Below are 16,173 nucleotides of genomic sequence, written 5' to 3'. Positions count from 1 at the left end.
TCATCATGGACGCATCGTCCACCACGGGTGCAGCGCACCAACCCGGCCGCGGCCGGATCTATGACTCGATCGTCGATGCTTTTGGCGACACGCCGATCGTGCGCTTGCGCCGGCTGCCGGGCATGCACGGCGTGAACGCGACCATTTTGGCAAAGCTTGAATATTTCAATCCCGCCGCAAGCGTGAAGGATCGCATCGGCGCGGCCATGATCATCGCGATGGAGAAGGCCGGCGTCGTCAAGCCCGACACCGTGCTGATCGAACCAACTTCCGGCAATACCGGAATCGCGCTGGCTTTCGTCGCGGCGTCGCGCGGCTATAGGCTCAAGCTGGTGATGCCGGAGTCGATGTCGATCGAACGCCGCAAGATGCTGGCTTTTCTCGGCGCGGAGCTGGTGCTGACACCGGCCGCGCAAGGCATGAAGGGCGCGATTGCGACGGCCGAAGAGCTGTTGAAGACTACGCCGAATTCGGTGATGCCGCAGCAGTTCAAGAATCTCGCCAATCCAGAGGTGCACCGCCGCACCACCGCGGAGGAGATCTGGAACGACACCGCTGGCAGCATCGACTTCTTCGTCGCCGGCGTCGGCACCGGCGGCACCATCACCGGCGTCGGCCAAGTGCTGAAGCCGCGCAAGCCCTCGCTGCGCGTGGTCGCGGTCGAGCCGGAGGAGAGCCCGGTGCTGTCCGGCGGCCAGCATACGCCGCACAAGATCCAGGGCATCGGTGCGGGCTTCGTCCCCGACATCCTCGATCGCTCGGTGATCGACGAGATCGTGAAGATCAACTCGACGACGGCGATTGAGACCTCGCGGGCGCTGGCGCGGCACGAGGGCATTCCGGGCGGCATCTCCTCGGGCGCCGCGATCGCCGCGGCCCTCGAGATCGGCAAGCGGCCGGAAGCTGCGGGAAAAGCCATCCTGGCTATAGTGCCGTCCTTCTCCGAGCGGTATCTTTCGACGGCTCTGTTTGAGGGAATCTAGGACATGGCGGATCAACCACCGAGGCGGCCGCGGACGTTGGGCGACGCCAGGACGGAGGCCGAGGCGGCGTTCAAGAAGGTGACGGCGAAGGTCGCCGCAGCGCCGCCAAAACAGAACGTGGCGCCGGGGGTCAAGGAGCAGGTCACGCTGCGGATCGACCAGGACGTGCTGGAGCATTTCCAAGCCGGCGGCCCCGGCTGGCAGGATCGCATCAACGAGGCGCTGCGAAAGGCCGCGGGCAAGTAGACGCCAAAGGTTTGGCTATTCGCAACGAAAAAGCCCGGCGCGAGCCGGGCTTTTGTATCTGCGATTGGCCTCGCCTCAGCGGCGGAACATGCCGCCCATCATGCCGCCGACGACACCACCGACGAAGGCTGCTCCGGCAGGATCGCCGCCGCTGCTGCGATGGGGAGCCGGTGCGGGCGCGCCGCTGGCCGCGGGGGCGGCGGCCCGGCGGGCTGCCTTCTGGCCGTTGTCGCTCGCGGTCGGCGGGCCGGCCACGACCTCCGAAAGCAAAGCTTTGTGCTGGAGCTTGTTCAGGTAACCTGACGCGGGATAGCCGCGCGCCGCCTGCCAACGCTTGAGCACCGACCGGGTCTCGTCGCCGAACACGCCTGTCTGTTTGTTGTCGAAGCCGAGCCCGCCCAGACGACGCTGAACGTCGCGGCGCTGGTTCTTGTCGAGGCCGATCTGGTCCTCGGTAAGCTGGGTGGCCTCATCGGTGAAGGTCGCGGGATCGACGCCAGCGGTGAGAGTCCGCGTCGCGGTCGAAGGGCCGCTCTTGATGGCCGCGAGGCGTGCCAGCGCCAGCGCCTTGAACTGACCGTTAGGGTAGGCGGAGAGGTAGGCGTTGAGCTCTTCCGACTTGTTGCTCTCTTTGACCGAGCGCCAGTATTCGAGCTCGACACCGTCCGAATTGCCACTCGTCGCCATTGGCACGTTGCCAGCAGCCGTCGGTGCCGCATTGGCGACCTGGGTCGTCGGAGCCTGGTTGAGATAGACCGCGCCGATCAGATTGGTGTGGCCCCAGGGCAGCTGACCCTTGTGGGTCTCCTCGTTGACCTGGGCGCGGACCGACGTCATCGCCTGCTGGATCTCGATGCCAGGCTTGGTGATGTTGTCGATCAGCGCACGGGTGAACGGGCTGTTGTTGCCCTCCTGGCCGTCGAGCGCGGTCTGGCCCGGGCCGGTGGCGAACGCGATCAGCGTGCCTTCGCCGGATTTCATCTCGGCAAGACCGCTCTGCACGTTGACGCTGCGCGTCGCGGAGTTCGACTTGATCTTGGCGGCGAACGGATTGTCGCGGCAGGCGTCGAGGAAGACCAGCTTGACCTTGGCGTCGCCCATGGTCTGCTCGAGCGTCAGATCGATGTTGATGGCGGCACCGAGCTTGACGTCCATCTCCGACTTGATGTCGGCGTCGACAGGCAGAAGATAATTGGAGCCGCCGACCGCGATGCCGTGACCGGCATAATAGAACACTGCGACATCGGAGCCCTGCGCCTTGCGGCCGAAGTCCAGCAGCTTCTCCGTCATCTGGTCGCGCGACAGGTTCGAACCTTCGATCACCTCGAAGCCGACATTGCGCAGCGTTGCCGCCATCGCCTTGGCGTCGATCGGCGGGTTCGGCAATTGTGCGACGTTCTTGTAGGTGCCGTTGCCGACGACGAAAGCAACACGGCGGTCGGCCTTCGCGGCACTGACCGACAGTGCCATGCACATCAGCGACGCGAGGAGGGTGAGAGTGCGCATCTGGAATCCCCAACAGAATCGAAATTGCAGGCAGCAACGAATTGGCAACGAACTTACATGAAGTGCCCGCCTCGGCGCCACCAAAACGGCAGTTCGTCGCGTTCAACCCGCTGCTGTGTGGCAGAATGTGCACGATGGAATACCCTTCCAACGTGATCCAAATCACACGGCCACTTGGTTTTGTCGCGCGAGGCGGCGCGAGGTTCAGCGCGCGCGGGCGGGAACCGGCGAAGCCGGCTTTAGATTCAGGAGATTGCCGAACAGGATCAGCGCGGCGCCGACCACCGTCCAGGTGTCAAGCCGCTCCGAATACAGCAGCCAGCCAGCGGTCGCGGTCAATGGAACCCGCAGAAAGTCCATGGGAACGACGATGGTCGCATCCGCATAGCGCATCGCGCTGGCGAGGCAGTAGTGCGAAAACGTGCCGCAGACGCCGATCACGCCGACCCATGCCCAGACATAAGCGGAGGGCCACGTCCAGACGAACAGCGTCGGAATCAGGCCCGCGACCGATTGCACCACCAGCATCCAGAACAGGATCGATAGCGCACTTTCGGTGCGGGTCAGCGATTTGACGAGCACCATGGACACGCCAAAGCCCATCGCGGCGCCGAGTGCGATGAGTTGACCGGGATTGATCTCGCCGGTGGCGGGTCGGACGATGACGATCACACCGAAGAGGCCGAGCGCGATGGCGGCGATCTTCCACGGCGTCATGCGCTCGGAGAGGAGGCTCGCTGCGAGCAGCGCCGTCCAGATCGGCATGGTGAACTCGATTGCCACCACCTGTCCGATCGGGATCAGCGTCAGCGCGAAGAACCAGCCGAGCTGCGCAACATAGTGCACCAAATTGCGTCCGATGTGCTGCGGCAGGCGCGACGTCCTGAGCACCTTGAAGCCGCCGGCCCGATAGATGATCGGCGAAAGCAACAGGAAGCCTATCAGCGAACGCACTTCCATGATCTGAAATACATTCAGCTCGCGCGTGGTCTCGCGCCCGGCGACCGCCATGACCAGCATCAGCGACAGCCAGCCCGCCATCCACAGGGCAGCCATCGTTTTGGACGGTGTGGTGTTCATCGGCGCAGGTTTGGGAGGCGAGGGTTCTGAGGGAGGGCCGGTATCGGCGACATCGTCGCCGTTTGCAACGGCCAAATCTGCCGGTGCAGCGATGCATGGCGGCGTGCTAAGGCATCACTGAACAACGAGAAAAATCGGGAGATCTTCGCTCATGCACATCTTGCAGCCGGCCGAGTGGAAAAAACCGCGCGGCTTTTCCCATGGCGTCGCGGTCGAGGGGCCGGGCCGCTGGGTGGTGCTGGCCGGGCAGACCGGCGGCGACGAGACCGGCAATTACGCGCCTGAGATGGCAGCGCAGGTCGGGACCGCGCTGAAGCGGATCATCAAGCTCCTGGGCGAGGCCGGCGCCAGCCCCGAGCATATCGTCCGCCTGACCTGGTACCTGACCAGCCGCAGCGAATATGAGGCCGCGGGGGCCGGCATCGGCGCGGCCTGGAAGGAAACGCTGGGGCGCAATTTTCCGCCCTCGACCTTGCTCTACATCGGCGGCCTCGTGGACGACCGGGCCAAGGTCGAGATCGAGGTCACGGCGTTCGTGCCGGGCACATAAAAAATCGACCCGGCGCGATCGCCGGGCCGATTGTCAATCTACTCGTATCGGTTTAGCGCGACAGCGAGATGTTGGCGCCGCGGAACTGGCTGTCGGCGCGCATCGTAACGTTCTGCTTGTTGCCGGACGTCTTCAGCGAGATGTTGGCGTTGAAGCCGGCAGCGGAGGCGAGCAGCTCATAATTTCCGCCGGCGCCGCGGCCCGAAAGGGAGCCGCTGATATTGCGGCTGGCCTCGGACCAGCTGCCGGCGATGGCGTTGCCTTCAGCCTTGACGTTGGCGCCGAGATTGAACTTGTAGGCGTCGCTGGCGCAGGTCAGAGACAACTCCATCGTTGGTCCGATCGGAGCGTATTTGGCCCGGCAGCGGATCCGCTCGGTCGAGCCGTCATCCAGGGTGACCGTGCCTGAGCCGCTCCAACTGCCTGCCAGCGGGGCGAACGGGCCCGACTGGGCCTTGCTCTCCGAGCTGGCAATTCCGGCCGCAAACATGACGGCCGCCGCAATCAGGAGCCGCTGGCCCAGACCGCTGGTCACGATTTTTCTATTGGCGCGATGCTTCCCACCGCCCGCTGCACGGTATGCCTGCAGATGCTCCATTCCACTTTCCCGATCCGGCGTTGCCGCTGAGTTGACCGTTGGCATATGCACCATTGATCGAAACTTTCACAAGTCCCCCGCTGCCGATGGTGCCGGAAACGTTAGCGCCGGGCGCGGTGATCTTGCCGTCGGCAACCGTCAGCAAGGAGCTTGCGGTCGGCTCGCAGGAACCGCTCTTGGTGACGATGGTGACCTGCCAGTTGCCGTCATAGGGAGTCTGGGCGAAAGCGGGCGCGGCGAGGGTGATAACTGGAGCGGCACAGAACGCCGCAATGCGAGCAAAACGCATAAAATCCGTCCTTGAATTTGTCTGATATGCTGACCCTTATTCGGGCCAAATGTGACGGAAATTTGGTGCGGTGCCAAATCGAAAATTGTTCCTGTGGGAACAATGGTTTATTTGGGTTTCCGGCTGCAATTTTCGAAGCAGAATCAACGCCCCTTCACGTTAAGGGTAAACGTCAGGACAGCGACTCAGGAAAGGGGCTCAGGAAATGCTCGGCGCCGAGGTCGCGAACTGCTCGTCCTGGGACTTGGACGGCAGCGCCTTGTGGACCTTGGCGTAATCGATCACGTCGGCCAGCAATTTGAGCCCGAGCGGGGCGAGCGCGCGCTCCCACAGTTCCCGGGCGGTCTCGCCCTTCTTGACGAAGCACCACTCCTGGGCCGCGATGGCGCCGGCGTCCATGCGGTCGGCGAGGTGATAGATCGTGCCGCCGGCGATCGGATCGCCTTCCTTGATAGTCCATTCCACGGCCGCCTTGCCGCGGTGGCGCGGCAGCAGCGAGGGATGATAGCCGATCCCGCCCAGCTTCGCGGCCTCGAGCGCGTCCTTGCCGATCCGGGCGTGGCTGTGCGCGGTGACGATCAGGTCGGTGTCGGGGGCGATCTCGGAGGCGACCACCAGCTTGGGATTGGCCTGGACCACGACGTCGATGCCCGCCGCCTTGGCTGTCGCGGCGAGACGATCCTCGGCGTCGGCCACCACGACCCGCACGATCGAGACACCGTGCTCCCGGAGCATGTTCAGGGTGGTCACGCCGAAATGGCGGGAGCCGACAAGGGTAATGCGCATGGGTGTCCGATCCGTCTCGCAACTGCGTCATCTCCCGATAACACGTCCGGACGTCCTGTCACCACCCGCGCCGGGTTTGCGCCGGTTATCAACAATGCACCGGGCGAGGGGTGCGCGATCAATTCCGCGATTGCGGCGTCGGCCGGTCCGGTGCTTCCATGAGCGTATGGCATCGGCTCGGAGCGAACGCATGCGAAGCGCGTGGTTTGTCCTTCTCGCGGCGCTGGCCGCAACCACTCCAGCGCGCGCCGGCGGTCCGCTCTATCCGGTGGTTCCGCCCGAGGTTGGTGTGGCGCCCTTCATCGGCCCGACCTGGGACACTTATCGTTGCGCGGAAGGGCCGGTCATCAATTTCTATCACGGCGCCTATTATGGCCAGGAGCCGCCGGCTCTTTATCGCGGCTACGCGTACCGGCCGCATTACCGCTACAGCGCCTACCGCAGGCTGCCGCGCAAATATTTCTGCGTCACAGACTAGCCGTGCCACGCCGCCACGGTCGGGCGGCGATTAGAGATACGCCTGTTCCTGTGTTTCGTTTTTAACACAGAGATCCGGGATTTGCCGTTAGAAGGTGGACCCACCGGGGCTGGCGACATTTCAACCCGCATCCGTTTTCGAACCCGGATGGCCGCTGGCGTGATTGCCAGCGGCTTTTTCATGCTCGGCCATCACGAAATCATCCGACGGTAACATGATATCAACCAGCTTGGCGTATCGACGAATCCGTCGCGGATTTGTATTGCGTACCGCGACACCGAGATTGTCCCGCCGGCGTGGGTGCGCCGTGCGGGCTGTTTCGCCGGGACCGATTTCATGCCGAGCGCGATTGAGCAGATCGTCGACGTCTATGTCCGGCTGAAGAACCGGCGCGGCCTCGACGAGCTGATGATGCACAGACAGCGGCTTGCGGTCGATCTGAAGAGCAGGTCCGGCTACGACTTCAGCCTGCCGATCGGGCAGATCGACGAGGAGATCGCGATCATCGAAGCCGGCCTCAGCCGGCTCAAGGCAGGCGATATCGCTGCGACGGACGATAGCCGGCCAGTTTGACGCTCAGTCGCGCCGCCCGCCGTCGATGACGGTGAACAACGGCCGTGCCTGGGTCGGCTCGACCAGCAATTCCTCCACCAGCGCGGTCGCCGCATCGACATATTTGCGCGTCGGCTTGTCGAGGGGGCGCGTGGCCTCGTCGTCGAGCGCGACCTTTGCGGCCTCGACCAGCTTGCGCATTCGCGCCGCGTGGTCATCGCCCGCCGTCAGCGTCGCGCGGGCCAGCGAGCGCAGCACGAACAGCTCGCCCTCGAGGCGGAGCAGACGGTCGTTGAGCCTGGTGAGGACGGCGTTGAGGTCGGCCATGGCGCGCGTTCGTTTTCGGAAGATCCATCCTGCTCTAGCGGCGATCGGTGAACGGAGTCCAAACGGCATCGGCGCAATTGGGGCGATTTCCCCTCAGGTCCCCCTCCGCGCCAGATAGTCGCGTGCAAAGGCAAGATACCAGTCGAGGCAGGCGGGATTGCCCATCGCTTCCCGGTTGATGACCTTCTCGACGGGCTGGCCGAGCAGCAGCTTCTTGATCGGCAGCTCCTGCTTCTTGCCCGAGAGCGTGCGCGGAATCTCGGCGACCGCAAAAATCTCATTCGGCAGGAAGCGGCGGGAGAGGCCCGCCTCGATCGCCTTGTTGATCTTCGCCTGCATCGCGCCGTCGAAGGCGACGCCTTCGCGCAGCACCACGAACAGCGGCATGTAGCTGTCACGGCCGAGATATTCGAGATCGACGACGAGGGAATCCAGCACCTCCGGCAAGGCCTCGATCGCCGAGTAAAGTTCGCTCGTGCCCATGCGCAGACCATGCCGGTTGATGGTGGCATCGCTGCGGCCATAGATGATGCAGGAGCCGTCCGGGTCGACCTTGAGCCAATCGCCGTGCCGCCACACCGGCCCGCGGCCGCTGCCGTCGAAATTGTCCGGATAGGTCTCGAAATAGCTCGCGCGATAGCGCGCATCGCCCTTGTCGTTCCAGAAATAGAGCGGCATCGACGGCATCGGCTCGGTGCAGACGAGCTCGCCGACCTCGCCGATGACGGCGCGGCCCTGTTCGTCGAAGGCTTCCACGGCGGCACCCAGCAGACGGCACTGCATTGCACCCGGCGTCTGCGGCAGTTCGCGATTTCCCCCAATGAAGGCGCCGGCGAAATCGGTGCCGCCGGAAATGTTGGCCCACCAGATATTGGCCTGCGCCTTGCTGCCGTTGGTCTTCGAGAGCGCCGCGAAGCGGTCGTTGAACCAGGCTTGCGTGTCGGCGCTCAGCGGAGAGCCGGTTGAGCCGAGACAACGAAGCTGTGAGAGATCGCCGGCGGCGAGGTCAACCTCGGCCTTGGCGCAGCTCGCGAAGAACGCGGCGCCCGCGCCGAAGAAGGTTGCTTTGGATTGCGCGACGAAGCGCCACAGCGTGGTCCAGTCCGGCTTGTCCTTGGCGCCGCCGGGGCTGCCATCGAAGATGCAACAGGTGGTGCCGCTGAGCAGGCCGCCGACCTGGCTGTTCCACATGATCCAGCCCGTCGAAGAGTACCAGTGATAGCGCTCGCCGAACGAGTTCTCATGGTAGGAGCAGCCGAGATCGTTGTGCAATCCGAGCAGCGCCAGCACCACGATGACGATGCCGCCATGGCCGTGCACGATCGGTTTCGGCAGGCCGGTGGTGCCGCTGGAATAGACGATCCAGAGCGGATGATCGAACGGCAGCCACGCCGGCTCGAAGGCGTCGATCGCGGCGCCCGTTGTTGCGACAATGTCGGAGAGCAGGGCGTCCGCCGTTGCAGGGACGGCGGCCTCGCTGTGCAGAATGACGTGCTCGACCGTCGGCAGCGATCGCCGCAGCTCGGCGAGGACGTCTTTGCGATCGTGCCGGCGTCCGGCATAGGTGACTGCGTCGCAGGCGATCAGCACTTTCGGTTCGATCTGCTTGAAGCGGTCGATCACGGCGGGCGCGGCCATATCGGGCGCGCACACGCTCCAGACCGCGCCGATGCTGGCGCTCGCCAGGAGTGCGATGATGGTCTCGGGGATGTTGGGCAGATAGGCGGCGACGCGGTCGCCGGGCCTGATGCCTTTTTCTTTCAGATGCAGCGCGAGGGCGGCCGCCTTGCGCCGCAGCTCCGGCCAGCTCGTCTCGCAAAGCCTGCCGTCCTCGCCGCAGCTGACGATCGCGGGCAGGCCGGCCGCGTCGGCCGCCTCCACATGGCGGAACACCTGCCGGGCATAATTCACCTGCGCGCCGGGAAACCAGACCGCACCGGGCATCTTGCGCTCGGTGATCACGGCCGCAAACGGCGTTGGCGATTGCAGATCGTAATAGTCCCAGATGCTGTGCCAGAAGCCGTCGAGATCGCGCACCGACCATTGCCGCATGTCCTCGTAGCTGGCGAAGGTGAGGCCGCGCCGTTCGGCGAGCCAGGTGCGGTAAACGGCGATCTGGGGAACGAAAGCTGCGGTCATTGCGTATCGGCTTCAGTTGCGGGGCGGGGAGTTTAACCGGTGCCGCAGAGTAGCAGAAGCCGCAGTTCGGGCAGGCAGCGTTGACGGGAGTAGCTGGTCTGGCTCCGCTGCAAGCAGCCTACCATCCGGCTCCGGCCCAGCGCCTACCGAAAACGAGTGGCTTGGTCTTCACCGCTTCCCATCCGAAGAAATGGTGCTTGCCGGACCAGGTGTGCACCACGCCGCTGCAGATGCTGCACTTGAAGCTGCCGGAATGCGCTTCGGCGTGCTCCTCCCTTGTCGCGGTGTAGTTCATGCTGCAACCCGGGCAGGTGAATTCTTCGATCGTCCAGATGGTATTGGCCATTGCACCGAAAGTGGTTTGGGGGACTTCGGTGGAAGCCTAGGTGCGCGCCTTTGCAACGGCGTAAACCGGTCGGCCGAAATCCGGTTAATCACCGTTAGCCAATCCGTCGGCAACAGAGCCCGCTCCGGGCTCGGATCCGCCTCGCCTTGACGCCGGGGGCGCGGCTGGCAATAACGCTGGGCCGCGCAAGTGCCGGAACCCGCGTCAATGCCGCAAGGAAAGCCGTGCCCGTGAAAAGTCTGCGTCAGCTCCTGACGGGCGAGGACATCATCCAGCTCGTGATCCGCGTCGGCCTGCTCGGCCTGTTGATCATCTGGACCTTCCTGATCATCCGCCCCTTCGTGCCGATCCTTGCCTGGAGCGGTGTGCTCGCTGTCGCGTTCTACCCGGCCTTCAGCTGGGTCGCCAAGATCCTCGGTGGCCGGCCCAAGACCGCAGCGGCGATCCTGACCCTGATCACGCTCGGCATCGTCATCGGTCCTGCGACCTGGCTCGGCATCAGCGCAGTAGACGGCGTGCGCGAACTGGCGCACCAGCTCGGCACCGGCGACCTCGCGCTTCAATCGGCGCCGGAGCAGCTGAAGTCGTGGCCGGTCGTTGGCCCATGGCTATTCGACCTCTGGGAGCAGGCCTACAACAACATCCGCGCGGTGCTGCGCGAGGTGGCGCCGTATCTCCAGCCGCTGGCGGGACCGTTGCTTGGGCTCGCGGGTGACGCCGGCGTCGGCACGCTCCAGTTCCTGGTCTCGGTGTTCGTGGCCGGCTTCCTGTTTCCGCACGGGCCGAGGCTGGTTGCGGCCGGCCGCGGCTTCCTGTTTCGCATCGTGCCCGAACAGAGCGAGCATTTCCTGGGACTCGCGGGCGCGACCATCCGTGCCGTGGCGCAAGGCGTGATCGGCGTCGCGATCGTGCAGGCATTGCTCGCCGGCATCGGCTTCAAGCTTGCCGCCGTGCCGAGCGCAGGCCTGCTGGCCTTCATCGTGCTGCTGCTCTCGATCGTGCAGATCGGCGCCTTCCTGGTGCTGCTGCCGGTGATCATCTGGATCTGGACCGCCAAGGACGTCACCACCGCGCTGCTGCTCACCGTGTTTCTCGTCGTCGTCGGCTTCCTCGACACCATGTTGAAGCCGCTGGTGATGGGGCGCGGTCTGACCACGCCGACCATCGTCATCTTCGTCGGCGTGATCGGCGGCACGCTCGCCCACGGCATCGTCGGCCTGTTCATCGGCCCGATCATCCTGTCGGTGGCCTGGGAGATGATGATGGCCTGGATCAGGACGGAGGACCGGGCAGAGGCGGGGTCGAGGGCGGGGACAGCGGCGGGCGAGGGCTGACTTGTCTATCCGATTAGACAAGTTACCATGGGCTCGATTCTGTTTTCGATTACGGCGGACATGGCGAAGTCTTCCAAGCTGGTTGCCGCCAAGCGCGGCAAGGTATTGTTGGTCAGGCGTCGGTCGGACGGCCTGTGGATGTTCCCGGGCGGCCGCAAGCGCGCGCGCGAGTCCGACAAGGACTGCCTGCGGCGGGAGATCAAGGAAGAGCTGCCCAAGCTGAAGCTCGGCCGGATCAGCCTCTGGAAGGAAGTGACGGCCAGGAACAAGCGCTCCGGCCGCAAGATGAGCGACGCGATCTTCATCGCCAAGGGCGCCAAGGGCCGGCTCGCGATCGGCGACAAGAACGAGATCGACCGCGCCGTCTGGCAGAAGCCGCGCGGCATCCGCCTGACGCCGACCTCGCGCTATATCCGCGACCGCCTGTTTCCGCGGAAACGCGGGTGAGCTAGTCCCCGTCGTCCTCCGATGAATGCTGTATCCGTCCGGTGTGGGCCCGCGAAAAATTGGCGCGCGGTTGCGGCGCGGACACCCTGGCCATTTCGGTTTCGCGCTGCTCCTTGCGAACCTTGCGCGCGCGCTTCATGGCCTCCTTGACCTGAGGGTTCGGCGAATCCTCCGCGAAGAACAGCACCACCTCGCAGCTTGGACATTGCCTGGAATAACCGTCCTGCAACCGTTCCGCGCGGTCGCGGAACACGGTCTTGCAGCGCGTGCACTGAATCTGGACGAAACTCATGCGCGGTCGATCGACAATGACTGATGGAAATGGATCGTCAGGTGACCCCAAATGTCTGAAGAAAGCTTGAACGCGTCCGGGACTTCAAGCCGCCTGAAACAGCCGCCTATTGCTTAGCCGCTATCGTGTCCAGGCAATGGTTGAGGTAGACGGTGCGATCCCTAGGCAGCACCTTCTCAAGATCCGCCTTCAGCGCGCATTCGCGCTGCCGCATCTGCTCGGCCCGCCGCTTCTCGGCCGCCTCGCGATATTCGGGAGCAACCTTGTTGGGATCGACGAGGGCCTGCGCGCGGGCGGGAGCCGTCACGGCGAGCGCAAGGGCGGTGATGACAATGAACTGTTTCAAATGAGCCTCCGTAAAAGGCTCATTCTAGCGCTCGGGCGGCGAGGGCTCAAACGGCAAATTCGCTGAGACGACCCGCAACGCAGCCTATCCGCGCAGGGCCGCCGGCACCTGGTGGAGTGGAATTCACCTACCTGAAGTTGGGACGAGGGGAGTCCCTCACTTCGGGACGTGGTCGATCTTGTGTCCGAGATGCCCGGTGTCGTGATCGCGACGCAACTGACTCAGCGATGTCTCGTTCAACTGGTGCAAGACCTCGCTGAGTTCGGTCGTATCCGGATAACCGGCAGCAAATCCCTTGCCGTAGATCTTGCGCAACGTACCGACCAGCGTGTTGCCGTGCTTCTTACTGATCGCGCCATCCTTGTCGCGGTGGCGATGATCCAGGCCCGTTTCCTTCATGGCTTTCTCCCTGAGCGGCGTCTGCGCGCCTGGAGAGGAGCGTGCTCCCAAACGAGTTGATTGGCAACGGCACGGCGCGCGGCAGTTGAGCCTCGTCAGGTGTGGAAAGATCGGAGGATGTGTGAAGCAGTTCACAAGCGATGGTCGGGATCGCTGCTACGAAGGCCTCATTGCTTTACCGATTGATATTTTGAAAACGCCCCAGCGCTCCACCAGGCGCTGGGGTTTTCACGTCGATCATTGCAACGGCCAGAGCGCGCCGCGCGATCGGATGGGCGGGTGCGTTCCGAATGATGCCGAAGATTGATGCCGAAGGCGGGCGGCTACGCGGCTTGCTCCTCGAACGAGGTGTAGACCTGGCCACCTGGACCGATCACCTGAACGCCCCAGCACCCGTCGGCGATAAGCTCCTTGGCCTTCTTGAGGGCGGCGGTGAGTGACAGCCGCTTGAGGCTGACGATTCCTGCCGTGTCGAAACCGCTGATTTCAAACATGCCGCTCCTCCCTGTTTTGTCGAATCCTACACTTTTTGAGCGGGTTGTCTCGCGGCTTTTGGGACAGGGGCCCGGCGCACGAGCAGGCGGTGGCCAAAATCGCGAAAACAACTCCATGCACAGTAGCTAAGTCCTGCTGGCGCAACGCTTTCTTTTTGGCACACGGCGGTCTTGCATCCGGCGGAGACGCCGGTTGACTCGTCGGGCAAAACAGGGATAGTTTGCCAACTTCGGAAAATCCGCTTCGGACCACGGCGACTTCCCGGGATCGGGAGGAGCTCTCGCGCCGGCCTGCGTGTCATGTCTGTCGCACGCCCCCGTAGTCGGCCGGGGTGGCGCGGTCTGCAGCAGGCCGCGGCCGCTAACGTGGAATTAAGCTGAAAAGCCCACAATTTTAGCCAGTTGTAGATGGGTGCTGCGTAAGGGAGCCGTCGCGAGGACGTTCCGGCGACGGCTTCCTGTTGCTCGCTCATTTGGGGTCAATGCCATGACCACGACTTTCGAAACGCAAGGCCTTGTCGAACAGCTCGACCCTGCCGCACTGGCTGCGGCCATCGCGGCCGACGAACCCGCAAGCTTGGACGCTCCAGAACCGATCAAACGCTCCAGCCACACGTCGGTCATGGCGCTGTCGGTGTGTGCCCTCGCCATCAACGGCGCGGCGGCGATCTACACATGGCCGTCCGGCCTGCCATCGCTGAACCTGAGCAGCCTGGCTGATCTGCTACCGCGGCAAGAGGCTTCAGCGCCAAAGCCGGATCCGGTTGTCGCTGCCTTGAAGGACATTCAGTCGACCCAGCAGCAACACACGGCTTCGCTGCAGGAGAGCAATCAGGCTTTGCAGCAAAACGCGGCTCTGCTGCAGGGGGATTCGATGGTGCTGCTTTCGCTGCGGCAGAGCATCACGGACGAACGGGTCGATGTGAAGAAGGTATCTTCGCAGCTGTCCACGCTGATCGCGAAGATCGACTCGCTGCAAAATGCCATGATGTCGGACGTCACGTCCTCCGTTCGAAGAGCGCATGCGCGCTATGGACTGTCCGCCGCGATCCGCAAGCGGATCGCCCGGCAGTCGAAATCTGTAGGTCCCGTTTCAGTTGGAGGAGCGCCGCTGAGCGTGCCTGCTACAGTTTCGGCCCCGGAGAGCTGAAGATAGGGTCAGGCAAGTCATCTAGGACTAAGTGATCTGGGACCAAGTGATCTGGGATCATGCCCGCGCTCACTAGGCGGGCTCACGCGAGCGGGGCTTTTGCCCGACTTGGAATTGCGGAATGCTGGTGACAGTGCAGTCCGGCACCGTCACCACGGATCCGAAGAAGCGATTATTAAGGGCCCGTCGGCTTACCCTGAGGGGCCGTTCAATAGTAACGGCGCCGTGGACGGCGCTCGTAATAATCATCGCCGTAATAGCCTTGCCGGCCCTGTTGAAACTGCGGCGGAACCGTTCCGTTCGGGTAGCACTGGCCGTCGCGGGAATCGATATCGGCACCGTTTCCGCAAGGAACGGGATAGTGGCCATAGCTTCTGCCGCCACCATGGTACTGCCGAGCGGCCTGTTCTTGCGGCGGCAAGTAGCCGTTGGGGTAGCACATGCCGTCGCGGGCGCCGACGTCCCAGCCGTTGCCACACGGCGGTGGGTGCACAGGGACGCGGTATTGAACCTGATGAACCTCACCGAGCTGTAGAGCCAGCAAGGTTGCGACGACTGCACCGATCATCGGATCTTCTCCCAATCGCAATATGCCTACGCCCGAGCGGCTGAATGATCGCTGAACGGATTCCCACCGGCGATCCTAACCTGAGTTTAGGAAATCGTTGTCCGGCGGCGTCCCGTTGCTTATAAAGGGAGCCTTCCGCCAGCGTCAGTTGCGTCCGTGAGTCATGATTACGTATAAGCAGTACCATATCCAGCAAGTTGAGCACGGTCCCAAGCGCTGGGTTGCTCGCATCACGCGGACAGACGGCCAGAACATTCGCACCATTCTGCCGGCGACTGAGCGTCCCTACCTCGAAACGAAGCCGACAGCGTCCGCCGAGGAAGCCGAGGCACTCGCCAAGGAAGGCATCGACTTCGGCGGCGTGGTGTAGTCCGCCGTCGCGATCTCCTGACTTGCATTTGCGAAATTCGCCGGCGCTTCATCGGCAGCGGTGGTGCAGCTTTGTCCGTTACCGGTGATCTGCTCGACATGGTCGTTGATTGCTACGATCAGCGGCCGCTGGCATTCACGCGTACCCAGTTATGGGTACAGGCCAAAGCGCGAGATCAATAGACCGTTCATCGAACTGGTTGAACTAGGGAGGAGGGCAACGGAAGGTGCTTTAGTTCGTCGGCCTCGCCCGCCAGCCGTTTTCCTGCTGGGGAATGGTTGCAGTGATATCGTCCCTCACAGCGGATTGGCGCCACGCTGCCACCCCGAAGCACAGGGTCAGAGTCATGGCGGTCGCCAGCAGCAGCACGGACAAGAACTGGCTCACGTGCCCCCCCACAAACAGAACATACTGAGGCAGCGAGCACGCACAGGCGATTCGGAAAATGCAGGCGCGCTGACCTGCAGCCAGTTTTCCCCAGGTTGTAAAGCGGTGGATTAGCACCTTCGCCCTTGCACCCGCCGCGGCTGCGGAGCCGCTATTGCAGGCCGGCTTTTCACCCGAAAACTATTGTGGCTCGGTTGGCTTATCTCGCTCATGGCTCTCGGCTTCGGCGGCCGCGCACGCATCCATGCCATGGCATTTGCTTAGATAGTATCGAGCGCCTGCGACGATCGAGCAAACAATCACCACGGAAACCAACAGGACGATCATCCACCGACGATTCAACATTCCCATGACCTTCTGCACCCTCCATCCAACGCCGCCGTTCGCCTGACCGGCTCAACCAGGCGAGGCGAGGCGAAAGCTGGATTAGCTCAAATCAGACTTTGCGCTTCGGATTCAGTCGAGCCTCACGCTCCAGCCGTTCGGACTTCAGGCGTTTCAGGTTT

The 16,173-nt window shown here is 63.5% G+C and carries 23 protein-coding genes; 10 read left to right on the top strand and 13 right to left on the bottom strand.

Annotated features, from left to right (window positions below; translation table 11 throughout):
* Positions 1-5 precede the first annotated feature (5 nt).
* Both cysK and BRA1417_RS0124535 read left to right on the top strand, forming a co-directional pair.
* Positions 6-983: a cysteine synthase A gene (cysK, locus tag BRA1417_RS0124540; RefSeq protein ID WP_027518079.1), complete on the top strand. Its 978-nt coding sequence runs from the start codon at positions 6-8 to the stop codon at positions 981-983.
* 3 nt (positions 984-986) lie between these two features.
* Complete coding sequence (locus BRA1417_RS0124535) at positions 987-1,229, top strand: BrnA antitoxin family protein (RefSeq protein WP_027518078.1); 243 nt, start codon at positions 987-989, stop codon at positions 1,227-1,229.
* A 75-nt stretch (positions 1,230-1,304) separates the two neighbouring features.
* On the opposite strand, the gene BRA1417_RS0124530 is transcribed toward BRA1417_RS0124535, so the two are convergent.
* Together BRA1417_RS0124530 and BRA1417_RS0124525 are read right to left on the bottom strand one after the other, a co-directional pair.
* Positions 1,305-2,735: a caspase family protein gene (locus BRA1417_RS0124530; RefSeq protein ID WP_027518077.1), complete on the bottom strand. Its 1,431-nt coding sequence runs from the start codon at positions 2,733-2,735 to the stop codon at positions 1,305-1,307.
* A gap of 204 nt (positions 2,736-2,939) precedes the next feature.
* On the bottom strand, positions 2,940-3,815 hold the full coding sequence (locus BRA1417_RS0124525; RefSeq protein ID WP_027518076.1) for a DMT family transporter: 876 nt from the start codon (positions 3,813-3,815) through the stop codon (positions 2,940-2,942).
* Positions 3,816-3,966: 151 nt separating this feature from the next.
* On the opposite strand from BRA1417_RS0124525, the gene BRA1417_RS0124520 reads away from it, so the two are divergent.
* Positions 3,967-4,365, top strand: coding sequence for a RidA family protein (locus BRA1417_RS0124520; protein ID WP_027518075.1), 399 nt, complete (start codon positions 3,967-3,969; stop codon positions 4,363-4,365).
* 52 nt (positions 4,366-4,417) lie between these two features.
* Here the strand turns inward: BRA1417_RS0124520 and BRA1417_RS0124515 are convergent, their stop codons facing one another.
* The 3 genes from BRA1417_RS0124515 to BRA1417_RS0124505 form a co-directional block, all read right to left on the bottom strand.
* Complete coding sequence (locus tag BRA1417_RS0124515) at positions 4,418-4,963, bottom strand: hypothetical protein (protein WP_027518074.1); 546 nt, start codon at positions 4,961-4,963, stop codon at positions 4,418-4,420.
* Complete coding sequence (locus BRA1417_RS42980) at positions 4,908-5,252, bottom strand: hypothetical protein (protein WP_084462288.1); 345 nt, start codon at positions 5,250-5,252, stop codon at positions 4,908-4,910. Before BRA1417_RS42980 ends, BRA1417_RS0124515 begins: the two co-directional genes overlap by 56 nt.
* Before the next feature lie 198 nt (positions 5,253-5,450).
* On the bottom strand, positions 5,451-6,038 hold the full coding sequence (locus BRA1417_RS0124505) for a formyltransferase family protein (RefSeq protein WP_027518073.1): 588 nt from the start codon (positions 6,036-6,038) through the stop codon (positions 5,451-5,453).
* A 190-nt stretch (positions 6,039-6,228) separates the two neighbouring features.
* On the opposite strand from BRA1417_RS0124505, the gene BRA1417_RS0124500 reads away from it, so the two are divergent.
* Positions 6,229-6,516: a hypothetical protein gene (locus tag BRA1417_RS0124500; RefSeq protein ID WP_027518072.1), complete on the top strand. Its 288-nt coding sequence runs from the start codon at positions 6,229-6,231 to the stop codon at positions 6,514-6,516.
* A gap of 336 nt (positions 6,517-6,852) precedes the next feature.
* A complete protein-coding gene (locus BRA1417_RS0124495) occupies positions 6,853-7,089 on the top strand; it encodes a hypothetical protein (RefSeq protein ID WP_027518071.1) in 237 nt (78 codons plus the stop codon).
* Between the two features lie 3 nt (positions 7,090-7,092).
* On the opposite strand, the gene BRA1417_RS0124490 is transcribed toward BRA1417_RS0124495, so the two are convergent.
* The 3 genes from BRA1417_RS0124490 to BRA1417_RS0124480 all read right to left on the bottom strand — a co-directional run bounded on the left by BRA1417_RS0124490 (position 7,093) and on the right by BRA1417_RS0124480 (position 9,880).
* Positions 7,093-7,395 carry a hypothetical protein gene (locus tag BRA1417_RS0124490; protein WP_027518070.1) on the bottom strand — a complete coding sequence of 101 codons (303 nt, stop codon included), beginning with the start codon at positions 7,393-7,395 and terminating at the stop codon, positions 7,093-7,095.
* 93 nt (positions 7,396-7,488) lie between these two features.
* The gene (locus BRA1417_RS0124485) at positions 7,489-9,534 is read right to left on the bottom strand and encodes an acetoacetate--CoA ligase (RefSeq protein ID WP_027518069.1); all 2,046 of its coding nucleotides are present in this window, start codon (positions 9,532-9,534) and stop codon (positions 7,489-7,491) included.
* Positions 9,535-9,652: 118 nt separating this feature from the next.
* On the bottom strand, positions 9,653-9,880 hold the full coding sequence (locus tag BRA1417_RS0124480) for a hypothetical protein (RefSeq protein WP_027518068.1): 228 nt from the start codon (positions 9,878-9,880) through the stop codon (positions 9,653-9,655).
* A 224-nt stretch (positions 9,881-10,104) separates the two neighbouring features.
* On the opposite strand from BRA1417_RS0124480, the gene BRA1417_RS0124475 reads away from it, so the two are divergent.
* The gene (locus BRA1417_RS0124475; RefSeq protein WP_027518067.1) at positions 10,105-11,214 is read left to right on the top strand and encodes an AI-2E family transporter; all 1,110 of its coding nucleotides are present in this window, start codon (positions 10,105-10,107) and stop codon (positions 11,212-11,214) included.
* A 60-nt stretch (positions 11,215-11,274) separates the two neighbouring features.
* Positions 11,275-11,661, top strand: a complete 387-nt coding sequence (locus BRA1417_RS0124470) for an NUDIX hydrolase (RefSeq protein WP_027518066.1) — start codon at positions 11,275-11,277, stop codon at positions 11,659-11,661.
* Position 11,662: 1 nt separating this feature from the next.
* On the opposite strand, the gene BRA1417_RS0124465 is transcribed toward BRA1417_RS0124470, so the two are convergent.
* From BRA1417_RS0124465 to BRA1417_RS0124455, 3 genes are all read right to left on the bottom strand, one after another.
* Positions 11,663-11,953: a Zn-ribbon containing protein gene (locus BRA1417_RS0124465; protein WP_027518065.1), complete on the bottom strand. Its 291-nt coding sequence runs from the start codon at positions 11,951-11,953 to the stop codon at positions 11,663-11,665.
* Between the two features lie 106 nt (positions 11,954-12,059).
* Positions 12,060-12,299: a hypothetical protein gene (locus BRA1417_RS0124460; protein WP_027518064.1), complete on the bottom strand. Its 240-nt coding sequence runs from the start codon at positions 12,297-12,299 to the stop codon at positions 12,060-12,062.
* A gap of 156 nt (positions 12,300-12,455) precedes the next feature.
* On the bottom strand, positions 12,456-12,698 hold the full coding sequence (locus BRA1417_RS0124455) for a hypothetical protein (protein WP_007610592.1): 243 nt from the start codon (positions 12,696-12,698) through the stop codon (positions 12,456-12,458).
* A 121-nt stretch (positions 12,699-12,819) separates the two neighbouring features.
* Between BRA1417_RS0124455 and BRA1417_RS44265 the strand changes: the two genes are divergently transcribed.
* Positions 12,820-13,005 carry a hypothetical protein gene (locus tag BRA1417_RS44265; RefSeq protein WP_156948906.1) on the top strand — a complete coding sequence of 62 codons (186 nt, stop codon included), beginning with the start codon at positions 12,820-12,822 and terminating at the stop codon, positions 13,003-13,005.
* 16 nt (positions 13,006-13,021) lie between these two features.
* Here BRA1417_RS44265 and BRA1417_RS44955 read toward each other — a convergent pair whose 3' ends face one another.
* Complete coding sequence (locus tag BRA1417_RS44955; RefSeq protein ID WP_007590796.1) at positions 13,022-13,192, bottom strand: hypothetical protein; 171 nt, start codon at positions 13,190-13,192, stop codon at positions 13,022-13,024.
* Positions 13,193-13,679: 487 nt separating this feature from the next.
* Here BRA1417_RS44955 and BRA1417_RS0124445 point away from each other — a divergent pair, with 487 nt between their 5' ends.
* Positions 13,680-14,342 carry a hypothetical protein gene (locus BRA1417_RS0124445; RefSeq protein ID WP_027518063.1) on the top strand — a complete coding sequence of 221 codons (663 nt, stop codon included), beginning with the start codon at positions 13,680-13,682 and terminating at the stop codon, positions 14,340-14,342.
* A gap of 208 nt (positions 14,343-14,550) precedes the next feature.
* Here the strand turns inward: BRA1417_RS0124445 and BRA1417_RS44260 are convergent, their stop codons facing one another.
* Positions 14,551-14,910, bottom strand: a complete 360-nt coding sequence (locus tag BRA1417_RS44260; RefSeq protein WP_156948905.1) for a hypothetical protein — start codon at positions 14,908-14,910, stop codon at positions 14,551-14,553.
* Positions 14,911-15,073: 163 nt separating this feature from the next.
* Between BRA1417_RS44260 and BRA1417_RS0124435 the strand changes: the two genes are divergently transcribed.
* Positions 15,074-15,280, top strand: a complete 207-nt coding sequence (locus BRA1417_RS0124435; protein WP_027518061.1) for a hypothetical protein — start codon at positions 15,074-15,076, stop codon at positions 15,278-15,280.
* Positions 15,281-16,173: the final 893 nt, after the last annotated feature.

Source organism: Bradyrhizobium sp. WSM1417, from assembly GCF_000515415.1.
Lineage (GTDB): Bacteria > Pseudomonadota > Alphaproteobacteria > Rhizobiales > Xanthobacteraceae > Bradyrhizobium.
Note: the sequence above shows the minus strand (reverse complement) of the source record. Positions and strands in the feature narration are given on the sequence as shown.